Below are 23,385 nucleotides of genomic sequence, written 5' to 3' on the forward strand. Positions count from 1 at the left end.
AACTTTGAACCATGGCCACTATCCACGTAGACGGCAAAGAGCTCGAAGTCGATGGCGCAGACAACCTGTTACAGGCATGTCTGTCCCTGGGCCTCGACATCCCTTATTTCTGCTGGCACCCCGCCCTTGGCAGCGTAGGCGCGTGTCGCCAATGCGCGGTCAAGCAGTACACCGACGAGAACGACAAGCGTGGTCGGATCGTCATGTCCTGCATGACCCCCGCCACTGACGGCAGCTGGATCTCCATCGACGACGAAGAAGCGAAAGTTTTTCGCGCCAGCGTCGTCGAATGGCTGATGACCAACCACCCTCACGACTGCCCGGTCTGTGAGGAAGGCGGCCACTGCCACCTGCAAGACATGACGGTGATGACCGGCCACAACGAGCGCCGTTATCGCTTCACCAAGCGCACCCACCAGAACCAGCAACTGGGCCCGTTCATCTCCCACGAGATGAACCGCTGCATCGCCTGCTACCGCTGCGTGCGTTTCTACAAAGACTACGCCGGCGGCACCGACCTGGGCGTGTTCGGCGCCCACGACAACGTGTACTTCGGTCGCGTTGAAGACGGCACCCTGGAAAGCGAGTTCTCCGGCAACCTCACCGAGGTCTGCCCGACCGGTGTGTTCACCGACAAGACTCACTCCGAGCGCTACAACCGCAAGTGGGACATGCAGTTCTCGCCGAGCATCTGCCATGGCTGCTCCAGCGGTTGCAACATCTCCCCGGGCGAACGCTACGGCGAACTGCGTCGCATCGAGAACCGCTTCAACGGTTCGGTGAACCAGTACTTCCTGTGCGACCGTGGCCGTTTCGGCTATGGCTACGTCAACCGCAAGGATCGTCCGCGCCAGCCATTGCTCGCCAACGGCGCCAAGCTGAGCCTGGACGAAGCGCTGGACAAGGCCGCCGAACTGCTGCGCGGGCGCAACATCGTCGGTATCGGTTCGCCACGGGCCAGCCTGGAAAGCAACTACGCGCTGCGTGAACTGGTCGGCGCCGAGCACTTCTACAGTGGCATCGAAGCCGGTGAGCTGGAGCGCATCCGCCTGGTGCTGCAAGTGCTCAAGGACAGCCCGCTGCCCGTGCCGACGATGCGTGACATCGAAGACCACGATGCGGTGTTCGTCCTGGGTGAAGACCTGACCCAGACCGCCGCGCGCATGGCCCTGGCCCTGCGCCAGTCGGTCAAGGGCAAGGCTGAAGACATGGCCGACGCCATGCGCGTACAGCCATGGCTCGACGCGGCCGTGAAGAACATCGGCCAGCACGCGCTGAACCCGCTGTTCATTGCCAGCCTGGCTGAAACCAAGCTCGACGACGTCGCCGAAGAATGCGTCCACGCAGCTCCGGATGACCTGGCGCGCATCGGTTTTGCCGTGGCCCACGCCCTGGACGCCAGTGCCCCGGCCGTCGAAGGTCTGGACAGTGAAGCGGCCGCGCTGGCCCAGCGTATCGCCGACGTCCTGCTCGCGGCCAAACGCCCATTGATCATTGCCGGCACCTCGTTGGGTTCCAAGGCGCTGATCGAAGCCGCCGCCAACATCGCCAAGGCGTTGAAGCTGCGCGAGAAGAACGGCTCCATCAGCCTGATCGTGCCGGAAGCCAACAGCCTCGGCCTGGCCATGCTCGGTGGCGAGTCGCTGGACGCAGCCCTGCAAGCGGTGATCGACGGCAGCGCCGACGCCATCGTGGTGCTGGAAAACGACCTGTACACCCGCACCGACAAGGCCCGGGTGGACGCTGCCCTGAATGCCGCGAAAGTGCTGATCGTTGCCGACCACCAGAAAACCGCCACCACCGACCGCGCCCACCTGGTGCTGCCGGCGGCGAGCTTCGCCGAAGGCGACGGTACGCTGGTCAGCCAGGAAGGTCGCGCCCAGCGCTTCTTCCAGGTGTTCGACCCGACTTACCTGGACGCCAGCATCCTGGTCCATGAAGGCTGGCGCTGGCTGCATGCCCTGCGCGCCACCTTGCTGAACCAGCCGATCGACTGGACGCAACTGGACCATGTCACCGCCGCCGTCGCTTCGAGCAGCCCGCAACTGGCTCGCATCGTCGATGCCGCGCCATCGGCCGCGTTCCGCATCAAGGGCCTGAAGCTGGCCCGCGAACCGCTGCGCTACTCCGGTCGCACCGCGATGCGCGCCGACATCAGCGTCCACGAACCACGGACCTCCCAGGACAACGACACTGCGTTCTCGTTCTCCATGGAAGGTTACTCGGGCTCCGCCGAACCGCGCTCGCAAGTGCCGTTCGCCTGGTCGCCGGGCTGGAACTCGCCGCAAGCCTGGAACAAGTTCCAGGACGAAGTCGGCGGTCACCTGCGTGCCGGTGACCCGGGCACTCGCCTGATCGAAAGCCAGGGCGATGGCCTGAGCTGGTTCGCCAGCGTGCCGCGCGCCTTCAACCCGGCACCGGGCACCTGGCAGGTCGTACCGTTCCATCACCTGTTCGGCAGTGAAGAGAACTCTTCCAAAGCCGCTCCGGTCCAGGAACGCATCCCGGCCGCCTACGTGTCGCTGGCCAAGTCCGAAGCCGATCGCCTGGGCGTCAACGACGGTGCCCTGCTGAGCCTGAACGTCGCGGGCCAGACCTTGCGTCTGCCGCTGCGCATCAATGAAGAACTGGGCGCCGGCCTGGTGGCCCTGCCGGCTGGCCTGGCGGGTATTCCACCGGCGATATTCGGCAAAACCGTCGACGGTCTGCAGGAGGCAGCGCAATGAGCTGGTTTACCCCTGAAGTGATCGACGTGATCCTGACGGTTCTCAAGGCCATCGTGATTCTGCTGGCCGTGGTGGTCTGCGGTGCGCTGCTGAGTTTCGTCGAACGTCGCCTGCTGGGCTGGTGGCAGGACCGCTACGGTCCGAACCGCGTCGGCCCGTTCGGCATGTTCCAGATCGCCGCCGACATGATCAAGATGTTCTTCAAGGAAGACTGGACGCCGCCGTTTGCCGACAAGGTGATCTTCACCCTGGCACCGGTCGTGGCCATGAGCGCCTTGCTGATCGCCTTCGCGATCATCCCGATCACCCCGACCTGGGGCGTGGCGGACCTGAACATCGGCCTGCTGTTCTTCTTCGCCATGGCGGGTCTGTCGGTGTACGCGGTGCTGTTCGCCGGCTGGTCGAGCAACAACAAGTTCGCCCTGCTGGGCAGCCTGCGGGCCTCGGCCCAGACCGTGTCCTACGAAGTGTTCATGGGCCTGGCGCTCATGGGCGTGGTGGTCCAGGCCGGCTCGTTCAACATGCGCGACATCGTCGAGTACCAGGCCCAGAACCTGTGGTTCATCATTCCGCAGTTCTTCGGTTTCTGTACCTTCTTCGTGGCCGGCGTGGCCGTGACTCACCGTCACCCCTTCGACCAACCGGAAGCGGAACAGGAACTGGCCGACGGCTATCACATCGAATATGCCGGCATGAAATGGGGCATGTTTTTCGTCGGTGAATACATCGGCATCATCCTGATCTCGGCACTGCTGGTGACGTTGTTCTTCGGTGGCTGGCACGGTCCGTTCGGCATCCTGCCGCAACTGTCCTTCGTCTGGTTCGCCCTGAAGACCGCGTTCTTCATCATGCTGTTCGTCCTGCTGCGCGCCTCGATCCCGCGCCCGCGCTACGACCAGGTGATGGACTTCAGCTGGAAATTCTGCCTGCCGCTGACCCTGATCAATTTGCTGGTGACCGCTGCGATCGTGTTGATGAACACGCCTGCGGCCGCGGTTCAGTGAGGATTTGACCCATGTTCAAATATATTGGCGACATCGTTAAGGGTACCGGTACCCAACTGCGAAGCCTGGTCATGATCTTCGGCCATGGCTTTCGCAAGCGCGACACCCTGCAATACCCTGAAGAAGCGGTCTACCTGCCGCCGCGTTATCGCGGCCGCATCGTCCTGACCCGCGATCCCGACGGCGAAGAACGCTGCGTGGCCTGCAACCTGTGCGCCGTGGCGTGCCCGGTGGGCTGCATCTCGTTGCAGAAAGCCGAAACCGAAGACGGTCGCTGGTACCCGGACTTCTTCCGTATCAACTTCTCGCGCTGCATTTTCTGCGGCCTCTGCGAGGAAGCGTGCCCGACCACCGCGATCCAGCTCACGCCGGATTTCGAAATGGCCGAGTTCAAACGTCAGGACCTGGTGTACGAGAAAGAAGATCTGCTGATTTCCGGTCCCGGTAAAAACCCTGATTACAACTTCTATCGTGTTGCAGGTATGGCCATTGCCGGTAAGCCAAAAGGCGCCGCGCAAAATGAAGCCGAACCGATCAACGTGAAGAGCTTGCTGCCTTAAGGAAGAAAGATGGAATTCGCTTTCTATTTCGCATCGGGTATCGCGGTGGTCTCCACGCTTCGAGTGGTCACCAACACCAACCCTGTGCACGCCCTGCTCTACCTGATCATCTCGCTGATCGCCGTGGCCATGACCTTCTTCAGCCTCGGTGCGCCGTTTGCCGGTGCGCTGGAAGTGATCGCCTACGCCGGCGCCATCATGGTGCTGTTCGTGTTCGTGGTGATGATGCTGAACCTGGGCCCGGCCTCGGTGCAGCAAGAACGTTCCTGGCTCAAGCCGGGCATCTGGGCGGGGCCGGTGATTCTCGCCGCGCTGCTGCTGGGTGAACTGCTGTATGTACTGTTCGCTCACCAGAGCGGCCAGGCCATCGGCCACACCACCGTAGACGCCAAGGCCGTGGGCATCAGCCTGTTCGGTCCGTACCTGCTGGTGGTCGAACTCGCCTCGATGCTGCTGCTTGCCGCAGCCGTCACGGCGTTCCATTTGGGCCGTAACGAGGCGAAGGAGTAATCACATGCCTGCTATCCCTCTCGAGCATGGTCTGGCGGTTGCCGGCATCCTGTTCTGCCTCGGTCTGGTCGGCCTGATGGTCCGCCGCAACATTCTGTTCGTGCTGATGAGCCTGGAGGTCATGATGAATGCCTCCGCCCTGGCCTTCATCGTCGCGGGCGCTCGCTGGGCGCAGCCGGATGGACAAGTCATGTTCATCCTGGTGATCAGCCTGGCAGCCGCTGAGGCCAGTATCGGCCTGGCGATTCTGTTGCAGCTGTATCGCCGCTTCCACACTCTCGATATCGACGCTGCCAGCGAGATGCGCGGATGAACCTACTCTTTCTGACTTTCGTATTTCCCCTCATCGGTTTCCTGCTGCTGTCGTTCTCTCGTGGACGCTGGTCGGAAAACCTTTCGGCGCTGGTTGGCGTGGGGTCCATCGGCCTGTCTGCCATCGTCACGGCCTACGTGATCTGGCAGTTCAACGTCGCCCCGCCTGAAGGTGGCGCGTACGTGCAGGTGCTGTGGCAGTGGATGGCGGTGGAAGGCTTCACGCCGAACTTCGCCCTGTACCTGGATGGCCTGTCGGTGACCATGCTGGGCGTGGTGGTCGGCGTGGGTTTCCTGATCCACCTGTTCGCCTCCTGGTACATGCGCGGCGAAGCCGGTTACTCGCGCTTCTTCGCCTACACCAACCTGTTCATCGCCAGCATGCTGTTCCTGGTGCTCGGCGATAACCTGCTGTTCCTGTACTTCGGCTGGGAAGGCGTGGGCCTGTGCTCGTACCTGTTGATCGGTTTCTACTACAGCAACCGCAACAACGGTAACGCGGCGCTCAAGGCGTTCATCGTGACCCGGATCGGCGACGTGTTCATGGCCATCGGCCTGTTCATCCTGTTCCAGCAACTGGGCACCCTGAACATCCAGGAGCTGCTGGTACGTGCTCCGCAGCACTTCCAGGCCGGCGACTTCTGGATCGTCCTGGCGACCCTGATGCTGCTGGGCGGCGCTGTCGGTAAATCCGCGCAACTGCCGTTGCAGACCTGGCTGGCGGATGCGATGGCTGGTCCTACCCCGGTTTCGGCACTGATCCACGCCGCAACCATGGTGACCGCCGGTGTCTACTTGATCGCCCGTACCCACGGCCTGTTCGCCCTGGCGCCAGACATCCTGCACCTGGTCGGCATCGTCGGTGGCGTGACATTGGTGCTGGCCGGTTTCGCAGCCCTGGTCCAGACCGACATCAAGCGTATCCTCGCCTACTCCACCATGAGCCAGATCGGCTACATGTTCCTGGCCCTGGGCGTCGGCGCCTGGGAAGGCGCGATCTTCCACCTGATGACCCACGCCTTCTTCAAGGCGCTGCTGTTCCTTGCTTCCGGTGCGGTGATCGTTGCCTGCCACCACGAGCAGAACATCTTCAAGATGGGCGGCCTGTGGAAGAAACTGCCACTGGCCTACGCCAGCTTCATCGTCGGCGGCGCGGCCCTGGCGGCCCTGCCACTGGTCACCGCCGGTTTCTACTCCAAGGACGAGATCCTCTGGGAAGCGTTCGCCAGCGGCAACCAGGGTCTGCTCTATGCCGGCCTGGTGGGTGCGTTCATGACCTCGCTGTACACCTTCCGCCTGATCTTCATCGCGTTCCACGGTGAAGCCAAGACCGAAGCCCACGCTGGCCACGGCATTGCCCACTGGCTGCCACTGTCGGTGCTGATCGTGCTGTCGACCTTCGTCGGCGCCCTGATCACGCCACCGCTGGCCGATGTCCTGCCGCAAAGCGTCGGCCATGCCGGCGGCGACGCCAAGCACAGCCTGGAAATCGCTTCGGGCGCCATTGCCCTGGCCGGTATCCTGCTGGCCGCCCTGCTGTTCCTGGGCAAGCGTCGCTTCGTCACGGCGATCGCCAACAGCGGCATCGGGCGATTCCTTTCGGCCTGGTGGTTCGCTGCCTGGGGCTTCGACTGGATCTACGACAAACTGTTCGTCAAGCCATACCTTGCGATCAGCCACATTCTGCGCAAAGACCCGCTCGACCAGACCATTGGCCTGATCCCGCGCATGGCCAAGGGCGGCCACACTGCCCTGAGCCGTACCGAGACCGGTCAACTGCGTTGGTATGCGGCTTCCATGGCGGCTGGCGCCGTGCTGGTTATCGGCGCCATCGTGCTGGTAGCGGTCTGATATGAACCTTGCGAACTTGCGAAAGGAAACGAGCCCGTCATGATTCTGCCCTGGCTAATCCTGATCCCCTTCATCGGCGGCCTGCTGTGCTGGATGGCGGAGCGTTCAAGCTCCACCCTCCCGCGCTGGATTGCGCTGCTGACCATGTCCCTGGAACTCGCACTCGGCCTCTGGCTCTGGGCGACCGGCGACTATTCATTTGCTCCGGCCCCTGGCGCCGATCCAACCTGGGCGCTTGAGTTCAAGCACATCTGGATCGAACGCTTCGGTATCAGCGTGCATCTGGCTCTCGACGGCCTGTCGCTGCTGATGATCCTGCTGACCGGCCTGCTGGGTATCCTCTCGGTCCTGTGCTCCTGGAAAGAGATCCAGCGTCACGTCGGTTTCTTCCACCTGAACCTGATGTGGATCCTGGGCGGTGTCGTCGGCGTGTTCCTGGCGCTGGACCTGTTCATGTTCTTCTTCTTCTGGGAAATGATGCTGGTGCCGATGTACTTCCTCATCGCGCTCTGGGGTCACAGTTCTTCGGACGGCAAGAAAACCCGGATCTACGCGGCGACCAAGTTCTTCATCTTCACCCAGGCTTCCGGCCTGATCATGCTGGTGGCGATCCTTGGCCTGGTGCTGGTCAACTTCAACAACACCGGCGTGATTACCTTCAACTACGCCGACCTGTTGAAAGTGCAGATGTCGCGCACCACCGAGTACGTGCTGATGCTGGGCTTCTTCATCGCCTTCGCGGTGAAGCTGCCGGTGGTGCCGTTCCACTCCTGGCTGCCGGACGCCCACGCCCAGGCGCCGACCGCAGGTTCCGTGGACCTGGCCGGTATCCTGCTCAAAACCGCCGCCTACGGCCTGCTGCGCTTCGCCCTGCCGCTGTTCCCCAATGCCTCGGCCGAGTTCGCGCCGATTGCCATGACCCTGGGTCTGATCGGGATCTTCTACGGTGCGTTCCTGGCGTTCGCCCAGACCGACATCAAGCGCCTGATCGCCTTCTCCAGTGTTTCGCACATGGGCTTTGTGCTGATCGGGATCTACTCCGGCAGCCAGTTGGCCCTGCAAGGCGCGGTGATCCAGATGCTGGCCCACGGCCTGTCGGCTGCGGCACTGTTTATCCTCAGCGGCCAGTTGTACGAGCGTCTGCACACTCGGGACATGCGTGAAATGGGCGGTATCTGGTCGCGCATCGCTTACCTGCCGGCCATCAGTCTGTTCTTCGCCGCGGCGTCCCTGGGCCTGCCGGGCACCGGTAACTTCGTCGGCGAGTTCCTGATCCTGATCGGCTCGTTCGTCAGCGCTCCGTGGATCACCGCCATCGCCACCTCTGGCCTGGTGTTCGGTTCGGTCTACTCGCTGATCATGATCCACCGCGCCTACTTCGGCCCGACCAAGTCGGATGAAGTGCTGCGCGGCATGGACGGTCGCGAACTGATCATGGTGCTCGGCCTTGCGGTGCTGCTGGTTTACCTCGGCGTCTACCCGCAACCGTTCCTCGACACCTCTGCCGCCACGATGCATGGCGTGCAGCAGTGGCTCGGCACCGCCTTCTCTCAACTCGCTTCGGCCCGGTAAGAGCGCTATGGAATTCACGATTCAACACTTTATCGCGCTTGCGCCGCTGTTGATCACCAGCGCCACGATCATCGTGGTGATGCTGGCGATCGCCTGGCGGCGCAATCACTCACAGACCTTCCTGCTGTCGGTGGCGGGGCTGAACCTGGCCCTGCTGTCGATTCTTCCGGCCCTGAAAGTCGCGCCGCTGGCGGTCACCCCGCTGTTGCAGATCGACAGCTTCGCCTGCCTGTACATGGCGCTGATCCTGGTCGCCACCCTCGCCTGCGTCACCCTCGCCCACGCCTACCTCGGCGATGGCGGTACGGGTTACCCGGGCAACCGTGAAGAACTGTACCTGCTGATCCTGATGGCCGCCGCCGGTGGCCTGGTCCTGGTCAGCGCGCAGCACCTGGCCAGCCTGTTCATCGGTCTGGAGCTGCTGTCGGTGCCGGTCTACGGTCTGGTGGCCTATGCCTTCTTCAACAAACGCTCCCTGGAAGCCGGCATCAAGTACATGGTGCTGTCGGCCGCCGGTTCCGCGTTCCTGTTGTTCGGCATGGCCCTGCTCTACGCCGAAGCCGGTACCCTGAGCTTCGTCGGCATCGGTCAGGCCCTGGCGGCCACCGGCCTGCCTAGCCCGATCGCGCAACTGGGCCTGGGCATGATGCTGATCGGCCTGGCGTTCAAGCTGTCGCTGGTGCCTTTCCACCTCTGGACCCCGGACGTCTACGAAGGCGCCCCGGCACCGGTGGCGGCGTTCCTGGCCACCGCGTCGAAAGTCGCAGTGTTCGCGGTGATGGTGCGGTTGTTCCAGATCTCGCCAGTGGCCAGCAGCGGTGTGCTGAGTGACGTGCTGACCATCATTGCCATCGCGTCGATTCTGTTCGGTAACCTGCTGGCGCTGACCCAGAGCAACCTCAAGCGTCTGCTGGGTTACTCGTCCATCGCCCACTTCGGTTACCTGCTGATCGCGCTGATCGCCAGCAAGGGCCTGGCGGTAGAAGCCATCGGCGTGTACCTGGTCACCTACGTGATCACCAGCCTCGGCGCGTTCGGCGTGATCACCCTGATGTCCTCGCCGTACAACGGCCGTGACGCCGACGCACTGTACGAATACCGCGGCCTGTTCTGGCGCCGTCCGTACCTGACCGCCGTGCTGACCGTGATGATGCTGTCCCTGGCCGGCATCCCGCTGACCGCCGGCTTCATCGGCAAGTTCTACATCATCGCCACCGGCGTCGAGGCTCACCAATGGTGGCTGGTCGGCTCCCTGGTGCTGGGCAGTGCCATCGGCGTGTTCTACTACCTGCGCGTCATGGTCACCCTGTACCTGATGGAACCGAACCTGCGTCGCCACGATGCCGAGTTGCACTGGGAACAGAAGGCAGGCGGCGTGATGCTGCTGGCTATCGCCGTACTGGCGTTCTTCCTCGGTGTGTACCCGCAGCCGTTGCTGACCCTGGTTCAGCAGGCCGGCCTGACGGGTTGATCACCCGAACGCTGTAGCATCAAAAAATGCCCGTATCGCTTGATACGGGCATTTTTTTTGGGCTGTAGAAGTCGCCTACCTCGGGCTATCCTGAGGCGCTTGAACATACGACTCCAAGAGGGAAAGGCTTTGGGCATGGACATCGATTGCGTGGTGGTGGGCGCGGGCGTGGTCGGGCTCGCCGTGGCTCGGGAACTGGCCCAGGCCGGTCACGAAGTGCTGTTGATCGAAGCCGGCGAAGCCATCGGCATGGGCACCAGCTCGCGCAATTCCGAAGTCATCCATGCCGGCATTTATTACCCTCCGGGGAGCCTCAAGGCGCAACTGTGCGTCGAAGGTCGCCAACAGTTGTACGCGTATTGCGCGAGTCACGGGGTCGCGACCCACAGGCTTGGCAAATTGATCGTTGCCAAGGATCAGTTTCAGGTGGAGGGGCTCAAGGCCTTGTTTGAGCGAGGATTGAAGAACGGTGTCGACGACCTGCGTCTGCTCGATCAGCAGCAGGCGCTGGAGCTGGAGCCCGCTCTGGCGTGCGTGGCCGCGCTGTATTCGCCTTCCACCGGTATCGTCGACGCGCACGCACTGATGCTGGCCTTGCAGGGGGATGCCGAAGCGGCCGGTGCCGACATCGTATTCCACACGCCCTTGCTGAGGGCACGGACCATCACCGGAGGTTTCATGCTGGAGCTGGGTGGTACGGCGCAGATGAGTCTGTCCTGCCGCCGACTGATCAACGCCGCCGGCCTCCAGGCGCCCGCCCTCGCCCGCCGTATCGAAGGCTTGGCGCCGCACTCGGTGCCCCGCGATTATCTGTGCAAGGGCAACTACTTCAGCCTGACTGGACGCGCGCCTTTTCGGCATCTGATCTACCCCGCTCCGGAAGCTGCCGGCCTGGGCATTCACATGACCTTGGATATGGCGGGCCAGGCCCGATTCGGCCCGGACACCGAGTGGCTCGAGCGCGAGGACTACCGCGTGGACCCGGCCCGCGCCGAAGCCTTCTACCCGGCGATTCGCAATTATTGGCCAGGCTTGCCGGACCAAAGCCTGCAACCGGGCTACAGCGGCATCCGTCCGAAAATTTCCGGCCCCGACGAGCCGGCCCGGGACTTCCTCATCAGCAGCCCCGCCGAGCATCAGGTCCCGGGGCTGATCAATCTGTTCGGGATCGAATCGCCAGGGCTGACCTCCTGCCTGGCCCTCGCCGGGCGGGTGCGGCAACTGATCGTCTAGCGGTGGGGGCAGCGCAAAGTGCAATGCATTTTTCCATGCCCTCATGCAGGCTGCACGACCCGCAAAAAACAGACTCATATAACCTGTTGTTTTAAAACGAGTTTATATAAATCCTTGGCTGGCACGACTGATGCAATTTCCCTGTAACGCGGCGTTGGCGCTTGAAGCCGGCCCGCATCCGTGAATTGCCAGGAGCTACATATGAACGCCATCGACCTGTTGAAAGCCGACCATGAACGCGTCAAGGCCATCCTTGCCCAGCTGAGCGAATCAACCAGCCGAGGCATCAAGAAACGCACCGACCTATTGGCGAAGCTGGAAATGGAAATCTCCATTCATACCCGACTGGAAGAAGAAATTCTCTATCCGGCCTACAAGCAGGCCGGCGGCAAGGAGCAGGCCGAGATGTACTACGAGGCCAAGGAAGAGCACCGCACCGTCGACTCGCTGGTGCTGCCGGACCTGAAGAACACCGACCCGTCCACCCCAGAATTTGCCGGCCGGGTGAAAGTGGTCAAAGAGTTGCTTGAGCACCATATCGAAGAAGAGGAAACCGAGATGTTCCCTCAAGCCAAAAAACTGCTGGGCAAAGCGACGCTGGAGTCGTTGGGCGAGCAGATGGAAGCCATGAAGGCGCAGTACAAAAAAGAAATGAGCAGCTCCAGCCTGGCCGCCTGATCAGGCGCTGCCGATGCGTTCAGCCGTTTGCCACGGCTGAACGCAGCCGGGCAGCTCACTGCATCTGTTCTCGCAAGAACTCCACCAGCGCCTGCACCGGGCGTGAACTTTGCCGATGTTGCGGATAGACCGCCGACAGCGCCAAGGCCTCTGTCTCGAAGCCTTCGAGCACCTTGATCAATCGACCGTCCTTCAATGCCTCTCCGACAATGAACGTCGGCAGATACGTGATGCCCATGCCCGCGACAGCCGCGTCCCTGAGCAAATCGCCGTTATTGGCACGCATGCGTCCGGCGACCTCCAGGGTCAGCGGTTTGCTGCGTCCACCGAACCGCCATTGCACCTGACGGCTATGCCCATAGGGCAGGCAATCGTGATTGCGCAGGTCTTCGGGCCGTTCGGGCGTACCGCGTTGCGCCAGGTAGGCGGGGCTGGCGCAGTACACTCGCTCAATGGTCGCGATGCGCCGGGCGATCAACGTCGAATCCTCCAGCACGCCAATGCGCAGCGCAATGTCGTAGCCTTCCCCCAGCAGGTCAACCGAGCGATCACTCAAATCCACTTCGACACTCACCTCTTGGTGGCGCTGCAAGAACAGCGGTAACAGGCTGCCCAGGTGCGCGACCGCGAACGAAAGTGGTGCGCTAAGACGAATGGTGCCGCGAGGCTCGCTGGTCTGGCCGCTGATGCCCTGCTCCACCTGTTCGACTTCACTGAGCAGGCGCAGCGCTGCTTCGTAATAGCGCTGGCCCAGCGGTGTCACATCCAGCCGTCGTGTCGAGCGATTGAGCAAACGCACGCCCAGCCGTTGCTCCAGTTCCATGAGTTTGCGGCTGACGAACTGCTTGGACAGCCCGAGCTTTTCCGCCGCCGCGGTGAAACTGCCCGACTCCATGACCTGGGCAAAAATGCGCATTTCTTCGAAGGGGTTCATTGTCATTCCAGGGTGGACAGTCAGGATGTTCTGGTGGGTATTGTGAATGGGGTACGACAGGTTGCATAGAGAGTGAAAGTGCCACCGTCATCGCGAGCAAGCTTTGCTCCCACAAGGATCTTGTGGTCACCCTGAATAAATGTGGGAGCGAGCCTGCTCGCGATGACGGCCGATCAGCTTGCCGAAAAGTGGATGCCAGGCGCAAAAACGCCCGCACAAGGCGGGCGTCATCCAGCAGCAACCACTCAGCTTACTTGGCGGTCAGCGCCGAATAGCTGTTCATCAGGTTGCGGTAGTTGGGGATACGCTGGGACAGCAGATTGCCCAGGCCTTCGATGTCGTTGCGCCAGTCGCGGTGCAACTCACAGGCCACCGAGAACCAGTTCATCATCTGCGCGCCGGCAGCCGTCATGCGCACCCAGGCCGCCTGTTGCACGGTTTCGTTGAACGTACCCGAAGCGTCGGTGACGACAAACACTTCGAAACCTTCGGCCAATGCCGACAGCGTCGGGAATGCCACGCAGACGTCGGTTACCACGCCAGCGATGATCAGTTGCTTGCGGCCGGTGGCCTTGATCGCCTTGACGAAGTCTTCATTGTCCCAGGCGTTGATCTGGCCTGGGCGCGGAATGTACGGCGCGTCCGGGAACATTTCCTTGAGCTCTGGCACGATCGGACCGTTAGGGCCGTCTTCGAAGCTGGTGGTCAGGATGGTTGGCAGCCCGAAGAATTTCGCCAGGTCAGCCAGGGCCAGCACGTTGTTCTTGAACTCGTTGGGCGAGAAGTCCTGGACCAGGGAAATCAGACCCGTCTGGTGATCGACCAGCAGAACGACTGCGTCGTCCTTGTTCAGGCGATTGTAAGCGTAAGCAGGAACGTTGCTCATGGGATGACTCCTTTGGATGGATGTATTGAAAAACAATGTGGGAGAATCGGTGTGTCAGTCAAAAGGCAAAGCAGGAGCAGCCAAACGCGCCCCAGAAGCCCTGAAAATCGCTGACTGGAACGTTCGACAGCCGCGCCCGTTCATGGCTATGGGCGTGCACCGTGCACGGGCCGCTGCACTGGTGGACTTGCGCCTGCAACGGTGAAGTCGGACGCCAGTGGCCGGGCACCTTGACCACCGGCGACCAGTCCGGGAGTACCGGCACGCTGGCGGGGCCGAGTTTTTCGAAGTCGCCGGCGGCGTACACCACCTTGCCGTCGACCACTGTCAGCACCGACTCGATCCACTTGATGGCCTCTTCCTCGACGCTGAAGAAATCCGCGCTCAGTGCCGCCAGGTCCGCCAGTTGGCCAACCTTGATCTGGCCTTTCTTGCCCTGCTCCGAGGAGAACCAGGCGCTGCCATGGGTGAACAGTTCCAGCGCCGTCAGGCGCGGCAGGCCTTCTTCGTGCAACGAGAGGCCACCGACGGTGCGGCCGCTGACCATCCAGTACAGCGAGGTCCAGGGGTTGTAGCTCGACACCCGAGTAGCGTCGGTACCAGCCCCCACCGGCACGCCTTCGGCCAGCATGCGCTTGATCGGTGGCGTGGCCTCGGCGGCCTTGGCACCGTAGCGGTCGACGAAATATTCACCCTGGAAGGCCATGCGGTCCTGGATCGCGATACCGCCGCCCAGCGCTCGCACGCGTTCGATGTTCTTCGGTGTGATGGTCTCGGCGTGGTCGAAGAACCACGGCAGGCCGTTAAACGGAATGTCGCGGTTGACCTTCTCGAACACATCGAGCATGCGGCTGATGGATTCGTCATAGGTGGCATGCAGGCGGAACGGCCAGCGCTGTTCCACCAGGTGTCGAACCACCGGCTCCAGATCTTGCTCCATGCCCGGTGGCAGGTCCGGACGCGGTTCGAGGAAGTCTTCAAAATCCGCTGCCGAAAACACCAACATCTCACCGGCGCCGTTATGCCGCAGGAAGTCATCGCCCTGGTGCAATTTGACGCTGCCGGTCCAGTTCTTGAAGTCGGTGAGTTCTTCCTTGGGTTTCTGGGTGAACAGGTTGTAGGCGATGCGCACCGTCAACTGCTGCTCGCGTGCCAACTGCTCGATCACCGCGTAATCATCCGGGTAATTCTGGAAGCCGCCGCCGGCATCGATGGCGCTGGTCAGGCCCAGGCGATTGAGTTCACGCATGAACTGGCGCGTGGAGTTGACCTGGTACTCCAAAGGCAGCTTCGGCCCTTTGGCCAAAGTCGAGTAAAGGATCATTGCGTTGGGCCGCGCCACCAGCATGCCGGTGGGTTCGCCCTTGCTGTCGCGCACGATCTCGCCGCCCGGCGGGTTTGGCGTGTCCCGGGTGTAGCCGGCCACTCGTAGCGCCGCGCGGTTGAGCAAGGCACGGTCATACAGGTGCAAGACGAATACCGGGGTGTCCGGGGCTGCCTGGTTGAGTTCTTCCAGGGTCGGCATGCGTTTTTCGGCAAACTGGAATTCGTTCCAGCCGCCCACCACCCGCACCCATTGCGGCGTCGGTGTGCGATCGGCCTGGTCCTTGAGCATGCGCAAGGCATCGGCCAGGGACGGCACGCCTTCCCAGCGCAGTTCCAGGTTGTAGTTCAGGCCACCACGGATCAGGTGCAAGTGCGAGTCGTTGAGCCCGGGAATGACGGTGCGGCCCTTGAGATCGATAACCTGGGTGCCGCTGCCGCGCAGGGCCATGGCCTCGGCGTCGGTCCCTACCGCGACGAAGCGCCCCTGGCTGATGGCGACCGCACTGGCGCGGGGCTTCTCACGGTCGACGGTATGGAACTGGCCATTGAATAGAATCAGATCGGCGTTCATCGGACTTCCTTTGGCGAAAAATGTGCAGGTGAATCAATCGGTGCTGGCATTTAGAAGGGGCTGCTCCGCAGCCAGCGGGGATAGATCCCCTCGCCACAACCCCCCCTCGCCACCACAGTGTTTGTCACAACAGCTCGGCGCTGCTTAGGGCTCCAGGTGTTCGTGGGTTTGAGAGGCTTCTAGCCACGGCGCGAACAGGCGGGTGGCCAGCGGCATGCACACGTACACCACCGACAGCACGATGGTCAGGGTGATCAGGAATGTGGCGACTACGTAGTTGGAAAGAAATGCGTGAAGTTGCAGCACAGGCCCCCAGATCAGCGGTACCAGCAAGGTGTGGGGCAGGATGACCAACAGCGTCACCACCGCCTGTTTCCAGCGTGGCGGAGGAATGGCGGCATCGGCCAGCGGGGCGAACCAGAACTCCTTGTGGGGGGCGACTTCGGTCTGGTCGCCATCAGCCAGCAGCGGCGCGGCCTCTTCCACCAGCTCGCGGCGCTGGGGCGAGTCCAGCCAGCGTTGCATCGCCTCGGTGGAGCAGAAACGCAGCACGCAGGTAAACAGCGACAGCCCGCCCAGCTTGCCCCGCACCACATCCACACCCAAGTGCCCAGGCCACTGACCAGCCACCCGCACGGTGCGGCGCAACCAGGCCTCATAAGCCGCGTCCTGGCCGGACTTGATCCGATGCTTGATCACCAGGGTGACGATTTCGTCGAAGCCGGGTTTTGCAGGGCCGCTGGTGGATTCAACGGTTTGAGGTTCAGACATGACGTAGCACTCCAACAAAACGCGTGTTCATCGCCAGGCGCCCAGGCCCGGCAATCAACACGCTGGTAAATACAATCAGCAGCAGCCAGCCGAACTGCCCTTCTTCCAGGGTCCACTGCGGGTGTACCACCACAAGTGCGACGGCCAGCAGAAACAGGATGGGCACGCACGCCAGACGCACGAGGCCCCCGGCCATGATCAACAGGGGGCAAAGCACTTCGGCGAAAATCGCCAGCATCAGGGTGGGCGCGGCGCCCAGGTGAAACGGATCCTCGATGCGCGTCAGCTCAACGCTGTAATGCAACAGCTTGGGCAGCCCGTGGACCCACAGTAAAAACAGCCCACCGCTCAGGCGCAGAAACAGCAAACCCAGATCCTGCAGGGAACGTTCGTGCACATTGCTCATCGCTGTACTCCATCCAGATCCGCATAGGCGGCGGCCGGTAACGATTGAGACATGTGGGTGGCAATGCGCGAGCGCAGCCAGCGCTCGGCCGGATCGTTGTCATGCACACCGCTCCAAACCATCGACAACTCGGCGGCATTGATCTGGAACGGCGGATCCTCCGCGCGCAACGCGCAGCCTTCCACCAGCGCGCAGGCGGCGTAGTCAGGCACGGTGGCGATCAGTTCGGTGCCTGCCAGCAAGGCTCGCAGACCGCTGAACTGCGGCACCGCCAACACCACTTTGCGCGTTCGACCAATGCGGGCCAGGTCCAGGTCGATATTGCCGCTCAGGTCGCCCGAAAACGAAACCATGGCATGGGGCCGCGCGCAGTATTCGTCCAGGGTCAGCGGCCCAGGGCGCTGGTCGCCGCGCAAGACCTTGCAGGGAATGTCGCGCAACTTCTTGCGCTTGGCATTGGCCGGCAGGTCGGTGGTGTAACTCACGCCGACGCTGATTTCACCACTGGCCAGCAGCGAAGACATCAGCAGAAAATTGGCCCGGCGCACTACCACAATGATGCCGGGTGCTTCTTCGCGCAGTTGACTGAGCAAGGGTGGAAACAGGCCGAATTCGGCATCGTCGGACAAACCGATGCGGAACACGTCGCAACTGGTGGATGGATCGAAAGCCTTGGCCCGGCTGACCGCGCCCGAGATCGTGTCCATGGCCGGCTGCAGTTCCTGCAGGATCGCCAGGGCCCGCGGCGTCGGCTCCATGCCGCGACCGTTGCGGATCAGCAGCGGATCGTCAAACAGATCCCGCAGCCGTCCCAGTGCAGCGCTTACCGCCGGCTGGCCCATGAACAGCTTTTCGGCGACACGGGTCAGGTTCTTCTCGAACATCAGCGCCTCGAAGATCACCAGCAGGTTCATGTCGAGGCGGCGTAAATCATTGCGGTTCATGGGTGTTGTTCCTGTTGAATACCGGTCCTGTGGGAGCGAGCCTGCTCGCGAATGTGGTAACACAGTCGACATAAGTGCCAGCTGACCCACCGCTTTCGCGAGCAGGCTCGCTCCCACAGGCTTGCGGCTTGGTCAACCCTGGATAAACGCCAGCAGGTCCGCGTTCAGGCGGTCCTTGTGGGTATCGGTCAGGCCATGCGGCGCGCCGGGGTAGATCAGCAGCTGCGAGTTCTTGAGCAACTTGGCGGCGGCGATACCGGCGGTTTCGATGGGGACCACCTGATCATCATCGCCATGCACCACCAGGGTCGGCACATCGATATTGCGCAGATCTTCGGACAGATCCGTCTCCGAGAACGCCTTGATGCAGTCGTAGGTGTTCTTGTGACCGGCGAGCATGCCCTGCATCCAGAACCAGTCGATCATGCCCTGGGAGACCTTGGCGCCCGGCCGGTTGGCACCGAAGAACGAACTGGCCACATCTTTGTATAGCTGAGATCGGTCAGCCAGGGAGGCCTGGCGGAAACCGTCGAACACCTGCACGGGCAAGCCACCCGGGTTGGCCGGGGTCTTGAGCATCAACGGGGTCACCGCCGAAATCAGCCCGAGTTTGGCGACGCGGGCGGCACCATGACGACCCATGTAGCGGGCGACTTCGCCACCGCCGGTGGAGAAGCCCAGCAACACCGCTTCCTTGAGGTCCAACCGCTCGATCAGCTCGGCCAGGTCATCGGCATAGGTGTCCATGTCGTTGCCGTCCCAAGGCTGGCTGGAGCGCCCGTGCCCGCGGCGGTCATGGGCGATCACGCGGTAACCGTTGGACGCCAGGAACATCATCTGCGCCTCCCAACTGTCCGAGTTCAACGGCCAGCCGTGGCTGAAGACCACTGGTTGACCACTGCCCCAATCCTTGTAGTAAATCTCGGTGCCGTCGCGGGTGATGAAGGTGCTCATGACGTGACTCCTTGAGGTGGGTGGATTGCTCAATGGTCCGGTCAGAGGGGGCATTTGCGTGAGTTAAACGTTGTTAATTTTTTTGGAACCGGCGTGTTAAGCCGCGATGAAGACGGCTTTTTTGTGGCGAGGGGATTTATCCCCGCTGGACTGCAAAGCAGTCCCGAGACTGACACCTGGGTGTGTCAGATTCATGGGGGATTGGGCTTTTGGGGCCGCTTCGCGACCCAGCGGGGATAAATCCCCTCGCCACAAGGTTCTAGCAACCAGAGGGTTGTGTGTTTGCCAGTGAGAAGGCCCTTCACCGTTGCGCTTGAAACAAAACCTGAGGAATATGCTCGGGAAAAGCCCCTGCACCGGGATCAGAACATTGAGAGCAACATGAGCCAATACCTCAACCTGCCTGTCGAACAGACGGTGCATTTCGGCCCCTACCGCGTCCATCCTCGCCAGCGGCTGGTGCTGGAGGCCGGGCAGCCGTTGCGCCTGGGACGCCGGGCAGTGGAGATCCTGCTGGTATTGCTCGAACACGCTGGAAACGTGGTGAGCAAGCACGAACTGATGGCCCGTGTCTGGCCCAAGAGCGTGGTGGAAGACACCAACCTGCGGGTGCACGTGGCGGCGCTGCGCAAGGCCCTGGGAGACGGCCAGTCCGGGCAGCGTTACATCATCACTGTGGCGCAGCGCGGTTACAGTTTCGTCGCACCGGTGTCCCTGGAGCCGGTCGAGCAACTGGCGCGCATCCCGCACCCTTCCCTGGCCCACAACCTGCCGCCGCGCCGCACCCGGCTGATCGGACGCCAGGGCCTGGTGGAAAACCTGGTGGCCCAGCTGCCGAGAAAACGTTTCATCACCCTGGTGGGGGCCGGCGGGATCGGCAAGACCACCGTCGCCTTGCGTGTCGCTGAGCGGTTGATCGGTCACTACCGCGACGGTGCCTACCTGCTGGACCTGGCGTCGCTCAACGATCCGTGCATGATTGCCCCAAACCTGTGTGCGCTGCTGGACCTGCCACTGCATGAAGGCGACCCGCTGGATGCCATCACCCGGCGACTCAAAGAGCGACACCTGCTGCTGGTCATCGATAACTGCGAGCACCTGATCGATGCCATCGCCCAGCTCAGTGAAACCCTGCTGCGCGGTGCGCCTCACTTGCACATCCTGGCCACCAGCCGCGAAGGTCTGCGGGCCGAAGGCGAGCACGTGCAGCATCTGGATTCCCTGGCGTTCCCCCCCCGGGAGATGCCCATCAAGGGGTATCCGGCCCTGGAGTTCCCGGCGCTGCAGTTGTTCGCCGAACGGGCAATGGCCAGTCATGACAGCTTCGAGCTGACGGATCAGGACATACCGCTGGTGGTCGACATCTGCCGTCGGCTGGACGGTATCCCCCTGGCCATCGAACTGGCCGCCGGTCAGATCGGGGTATTCGGACTGGAGGCACTTCACCGGCAACTGCAAGACAGCGTCGCCCTGCTCCACAACGACACCAACGTCGCCGCACCACGCCAGCAAACCCTGCGGGCCACGCTGGACTGGAGTTTTGCGCTGCTTACCGACTGCGAGCAAACCTGCCTGCGACGGCTGGCGGTGTTCATGGGCAGCTTCAATCTGGCGTCGGCCGCAGCGGTGATCGTGGGTCAACATATCGCGCCGGACCAGGTGCTGATGTCGGTCAGCCAGCTGGTCGCCAAATCGCTGCTCAACGTCGAGGTCGGCGATGAAGAGGTGCGTTATCGCCTGCTGGACACGACCCGCAGCTATGCCCTGGAAAAACTGACTGAAGCCGGGGAACTGGCTGCCAGCCACCAGCGTCACGCCGAGCGCTGCCTGACGCTGATGGAGCATGCCGAAAAAGACTGGGAAACGACCCCCACGCGGCAGTGGATCGCCCGCTACGCCCTCTATCGCGACGACATCCGTGCCGCGCTCGACCGGGGGCTGGGCCCGCAGGGGTCGCACGCGGTAGCGATCCGCCTGACTGCCCGCACCCTGCCCCTCTGGCAGGAGTTGTCGCTGCTCAGGGAGCACGGGCTTTACGTGAGCAAGGCGCGGGCGTTATTGCGCCACAGCCCCGTGCCGTGCCCACGACTGACCCTGGCCCTGGAACTGGCCCATGCCAGTTTCAATTACCATACCCAAGGCGGCACGCCTGCCACTGTCGAAGCCTTCATCACGGCCCGGGGCCTGGCGCAACAATGCCAGGACCTGGCTGGCGAGCTGCGAGCCGTGTCGGGGCTCATGACCGTCAACCTCAGCTGCGGCAACTACCAAGAGGCGCTGGAGCAAAGCCTGGATTTCGACCGACTGGGCATGCACGGCGACCCGACCCTGTCCTTGAGCACCCAACGCCTGCGGGTGCTGGCGCAGCATTTCACCGGCGACCAGACGGCCGCCCGGCGTGATGCCGAACAAGTGATCCAGCGCCTGGCCCAGAGCGGCCACCTCAGCCGTTTCTCCCACGGCTTCGGCGTGCAATACGATCAGAGCGTGGCGGCACTGACCGTGCTGGCGCGCATTCTCTGGCTGCAAGGCTTTGCCGAAAAAGCCCGGCGCACCGCCGATCTTGCGCTGCAGATTGCCTTGCAGATCAACCACGGCATCTCGATCTGCTACACCCTGGCGCTGAGCGGTTGTGTGATTGCGCACTACAACGGCGATCATTCACGCGCCCGGGAAAGGCTCGAACTGTTGAAGCACCAGGCGAAAAAACATTCGGTCATGCTGTTCCATGACTGGGCCAGCCACTATGCCCGCGCTTTCGATGACGAAACCCTGGAAGCGAGTTCGACCAACGCCGGACTGATCCAGGACATCGTTGTCACCCTGCGCATCGATTGCGTCAACCAGGCACAGGTCGAACGCGCCCGCAACGGTGCGGCAGGCTGGTGTTCGGCGGAGATCCTGCGGGCCGATGCCGAAGCCCTGCTGGCGCAAAACGACCCCGCCCTTGAGCGCTGCGCCGAAGAGCAACTGCTGAGCGCCCTGACGGTGGCCCGGCGGCAAAATGCCTTGGCTTGGGAATTGCGCAGCGCCATGTCCCTGGCCCGGCTGTGGCAACGCCGGGGCATGGACCATGCCGCCCAGGATCTGCTCGGGCCGGTCTATCGTCGTTTCAGCGAAGGGTTCGACACCCCCGACCTACAGCAAGCTGGCGCGCTCCTGCAAAAACTGGCCCGACGGCTGGGGCCTTGAACGACGCACCTCCCAAGCTTCTTGCAACGCGTGGCGCCGACTGAAAACAGCCCACTGACCACTGCGCCGCAATTTTTCCAGGGCATAGGCGCGCGTGGTGTGGAGCAAGTGGAACCGAACCCCGTCCACGCACTGCTCAACCATGACCAGCGATTGGTTCGCCAGCCGTGACAGCAGACCAGGCAGTTGCCCTGCTTCCAGCTCGGCACAACTGATGACGGCCAGCGCAGCCTTGAGCGTAAACGGCCCATCGAAAACGGCCAGGCGCTGGAACACGGCTTGCTCATCGTCACTCAAACGCTCGAAACTCCAATCCAGCATGGCCTCCAGGCTTCGATGGCGCGCCACAGCCGTGCGGCGCCCATGGTTCAAGAGTGACAGCCCACAATCCAACTGTTCCAAGACCCCCGCCACGCCCAACACACCCACCTGGGCCGCCGCCAGTTCCAGCGCCAGCGGTAACCCGTCCAGGCGTTGGCATATCTGGACAATCACCGCCAGCTCACGGTCATTGGGCTCGAAACCCTGCTGCCGGGCAGCGACCTGATCGATCAACAACTGCACGGCCGGACACGCCAATATCTGGTGCGCCGGCTCACCGGGCGAGGCCACTGTCAGCCCCGGCAATTGTACGACGCGCTCATCCGTCAGACTCAAGGGCTCGCGGCTGCTGAACAACAGCGAGACCTGCGGGGCCGATACGCCCAACGCCCGGGCCAGGTCCCGGCAGGCGTCGAGCAGATGGTCGCCGCCATCGAGCACCAGCAAAACCCGCCAGGATTTCAGTTGCTGGCCCAAGGCGCCATGTCCCAGGCCCAGGGTGCGGGAAACCTGCCTCGTCACCTGCGACGGGTCGCTGATGGCGGACAGGTCCACAAACCAGGCACCGTGGTCAAAGTGTTCCAGCAACAGTTCGGCCACCCGCAGCACCACGGTGGTCTTGCCGACCCCACCCGGTCCGGTCACGGTGGTCAGGCGCTGACGGGGCACCTCGCTGAGCAACCGGCCCAGCACTTTGTCGCGACCGATCACCGGGCTCAGGCGCGCGGGCAGGTTGTGGCGCTCGATCGGCTGCTCGACGTCAGCATCCACGACCACGGGCGCGGCAAAGCAATAGCCCTGCCGGGGATGATTGAGGATGTAGCGCGCCCCCTGCGCCGCGTCACCGAAAGCCCGCCGCAGCGCCGCGATGTGCACCCGCAGGTTGATGTCTTCCACCACGCTGTCAGGCCAGACGCGCGCGATAAGCGCTTGCTTGCTGACGAAGTGACCGGCGTTCTCCAGCAACACTTGAAGAATGTCCAGGGCGCGACCGCCCAATACCAGGGGCTCGCCGTCACGCGTGACAAGTCGCTGCTGGCGATAAAAGCTAAACGGGCCGAAGCACACCGCCGGCTCGGTGTCGGGTCTGGCGAAACTGTTCATGGGCGATCCAGCGCCGGATAACCATCGCGGGCATGACACTACGGCGATCCGAACGCGTC

19 protein-coding genes are annotated in these 23,385 nt (G+C 62.7%); 11 read left to right on the forward strand and 8 right to left on the reverse strand.

Going from position 1 to position 23,385, the window contains the following annotated elements; genetic code table 11:
* Nucleotides 1-11 precede the first annotated feature (11 nt).
* The 10 genes from nuoG to BW979_RS20790 all read left to right on the forward strand — a co-directional run bounded on the left by nuoG (nucleotide 12) and on the right by BW979_RS20790 (nucleotide 11,917).
* Nucleotides 12-2,726 carry an NADH-quinone oxidoreductase subunit NuoG gene (gene nuoG, locus BW979_RS20745; RefSeq protein WP_076385485.1) on the forward strand — a complete coding sequence of 905 codons (2,715 nt, stop codon included), beginning with the start codon at nucleotides 12-14 and terminating at the stop codon, nucleotides 2,724-2,726.
* Nucleotides 2,723-3,730, forward strand: coding sequence for an NADH-quinone oxidoreductase subunit NuoH (gene nuoH / locus BW979_RS20750; protein WP_047227737.1), 1,008 nt, complete (start codon nucleotides 2,723-2,725; stop codon nucleotides 3,728-3,730). Before nuoG ends, nuoH begins: the two co-directional genes overlap by 4 nt.
* A gap of 11 nt (nucleotides 3,731-3,741) precedes the next feature.
* On the forward strand, nucleotides 3,742-4,290 hold the full coding sequence (gene nuoI / locus BW979_RS20755; protein ID WP_047227738.1) for an NADH-quinone oxidoreductase subunit NuoI: 549 nt from the start codon (nucleotides 3,742-3,744) through the stop codon (nucleotides 4,288-4,290).
* A 9-nt stretch (nucleotides 4,291-4,299) separates the two neighbouring features.
* Entirely contained in the window at nucleotides 4,300-4,800 is a 501-nt protein-coding gene (nuoJ, locus tag BW979_RS20760; RefSeq protein ID WP_047227739.1) for an NADH-quinone oxidoreductase subunit J, read from the forward strand.
* Nucleotides 4,801-4,804: 4 nt separating this feature from the next.
* Nucleotides 4,805-5,113, forward strand: a complete 309-nt coding sequence (gene nuoK / locus BW979_RS20765) for an NADH-quinone oxidoreductase subunit NuoK (protein ID WP_044463936.1) — start codon at nucleotides 4,805-4,807, stop codon at nucleotides 5,111-5,113.
* A complete protein-coding gene (nuoL, locus tag BW979_RS20770; protein ID WP_047227740.1) occupies nucleotides 5,110-6,963 on the forward strand; it encodes an NADH-quinone oxidoreductase subunit L in 1,854 nt (617 codons plus the stop codon). The genes nuoK and nuoL overlap by 4 nt, the downstream gene beginning before the upstream one ends.
* A 39-nt stretch (nucleotides 6,964-7,002) precedes the next feature.
* Entirely contained in the window at nucleotides 7,003-8,535 is a 1,533-nt protein-coding gene (gene nuoM / locus BW979_RS20775; RefSeq protein WP_047227741.1) for an NADH-quinone oxidoreductase subunit M, read from the forward strand.
* A gap of 7 nt (nucleotides 8,536-8,542) precedes the next feature.
* Nucleotides 8,543-10,006, forward strand: a complete 1,464-nt coding sequence (gene nuoN / locus BW979_RS20780) for an NADH-quinone oxidoreductase subunit NuoN (RefSeq protein ID WP_047227742.1) — start codon at nucleotides 8,543-8,545, stop codon at nucleotides 10,004-10,006.
* Nucleotides 10,007-10,135: 129 nt separating this feature from the next.
* The gene (locus BW979_RS20785) at nucleotides 10,136-11,239 is read left to right on the forward strand and encodes an NAD(P)/FAD-dependent oxidoreductase (protein WP_076385487.1); all 1,104 of its coding nucleotides are present in this window, start codon (nucleotides 10,136-10,138) and stop codon (nucleotides 11,237-11,239) included.
* A 201-nt stretch (nucleotides 11,240-11,440) separates the two neighbouring features.
* Nucleotides 11,441-11,917 carry a hemerythrin domain-containing protein gene (locus BW979_RS20790; protein WP_047227744.1) on the forward strand — a complete coding sequence of 159 codons (477 nt, stop codon included), beginning with the start codon at nucleotides 11,441-11,443 and terminating at the stop codon, nucleotides 11,915-11,917.
* 55 nt (nucleotides 11,918-11,972) lie between these two features.
* On the opposite strand, the gene BW979_RS20795 is transcribed toward BW979_RS20790, so the two are convergent.
* The 7 genes from BW979_RS20795 to BW979_RS20825 all read right to left on the reverse strand — a co-directional run bounded on the left by BW979_RS20795 (nucleotide 11,973) and on the right by BW979_RS20825 (nucleotide 18,709).
* Nucleotides 11,973-12,851 (reverse strand): LysR family transcriptional regulator, encoded by an 879-nt coding sequence (locus BW979_RS20795; RefSeq protein WP_076385489.1) that lies wholly within the window; start codon nucleotides 12,849-12,851, stop codon nucleotides 11,973-11,975.
* Between the two features lie 250 nt (nucleotides 12,852-13,101).
* On the reverse strand, nucleotides 13,102-13,737 hold the full coding sequence (gene ycaC, locus BW979_RS20800) for an isochorismate family cysteine hydrolase YcaC (RefSeq protein ID WP_076385491.1): 636 nt from the start codon (nucleotides 13,735-13,737) through the stop codon (nucleotides 13,102-13,104).
* 58 nt (nucleotides 13,738-13,795) lie between these two features.
* Complete coding sequence (locus BW979_RS20805; RefSeq protein WP_076385492.1) at nucleotides 13,796-15,634, reverse strand: amidohydrolase; 1,839 nt, start codon at nucleotides 15,632-15,634, stop codon at nucleotides 13,796-13,798.
* Nucleotides 15,635-15,778: 144 nt separating this feature from the next.
* A complete protein-coding gene (locus tag BW979_RS20810) occupies nucleotides 15,779-16,405 on the reverse strand; it encodes an antibiotic biosynthesis monooxygenase (RefSeq protein WP_047229367.1) in 627 nt (208 codons plus the stop codon).
* Entirely contained in the window at nucleotides 16,398-16,811 is a 414-nt protein-coding gene (locus tag BW979_RS20815; protein ID WP_047229366.1) for a DoxX family protein, read from the reverse strand. The genes BW979_RS20810 and BW979_RS20815 overlap by 8 nt, the downstream gene beginning before the upstream one ends.
* Nucleotides 16,808-17,755, reverse strand: coding sequence for a LysR family transcriptional regulator (locus BW979_RS20820; protein ID WP_047229365.1), 948 nt, complete (start codon nucleotides 17,753-17,755; stop codon nucleotides 16,808-16,810). Before BW979_RS20820 ends, BW979_RS20815 begins: the two co-directional genes overlap by 4 nt.
* Nucleotides 17,756-17,887: 132 nt before the next feature.
* A complete protein-coding gene (locus BW979_RS20825) occupies nucleotides 17,888-18,709 on the reverse strand; it encodes an alpha/beta fold hydrolase (RefSeq protein WP_047229364.1) in 822 nt (273 codons plus the stop codon).
* Between the two features lie 381 nt (nucleotides 18,710-19,090).
* On the opposite strand from BW979_RS20825, the gene BW979_RS20830 reads away from it, so the two are divergent.
* Nucleotides 19,091-21,901, forward strand: a complete 2,811-nt coding sequence (locus BW979_RS20830; protein ID WP_047229363.1) for an ATP-binding protein — start codon at nucleotides 19,091-19,093, stop codon at nucleotides 21,899-21,901.
* Here the strand turns inward: BW979_RS20830 and BW979_RS20835 are convergent.
* Nucleotides 21,848-23,326 carry an ATP-binding protein gene (locus BW979_RS20835; RefSeq protein ID WP_076385494.1) on the reverse strand — a complete coding sequence of 493 codons (1,479 nt, stop codon included), beginning with the start codon at nucleotides 23,324-23,326 and terminating at the stop codon, nucleotides 21,848-21,850. The two genes, BW979_RS20830 and BW979_RS20835, sit on opposite strands and share 54 nt — an antisense overlap.
* Nucleotides 23,327-23,385 lie beyond the last annotated feature (59 nt).

This window comes from Pseudomonas sp. A214 (assembly GCF_900156295.1).
Lineage (GTDB): Bacteria > Pseudomonadota > Gammaproteobacteria > Pseudomonadales > Pseudomonadaceae > Aquipseudomonas > Aquipseudomonas rhizophila.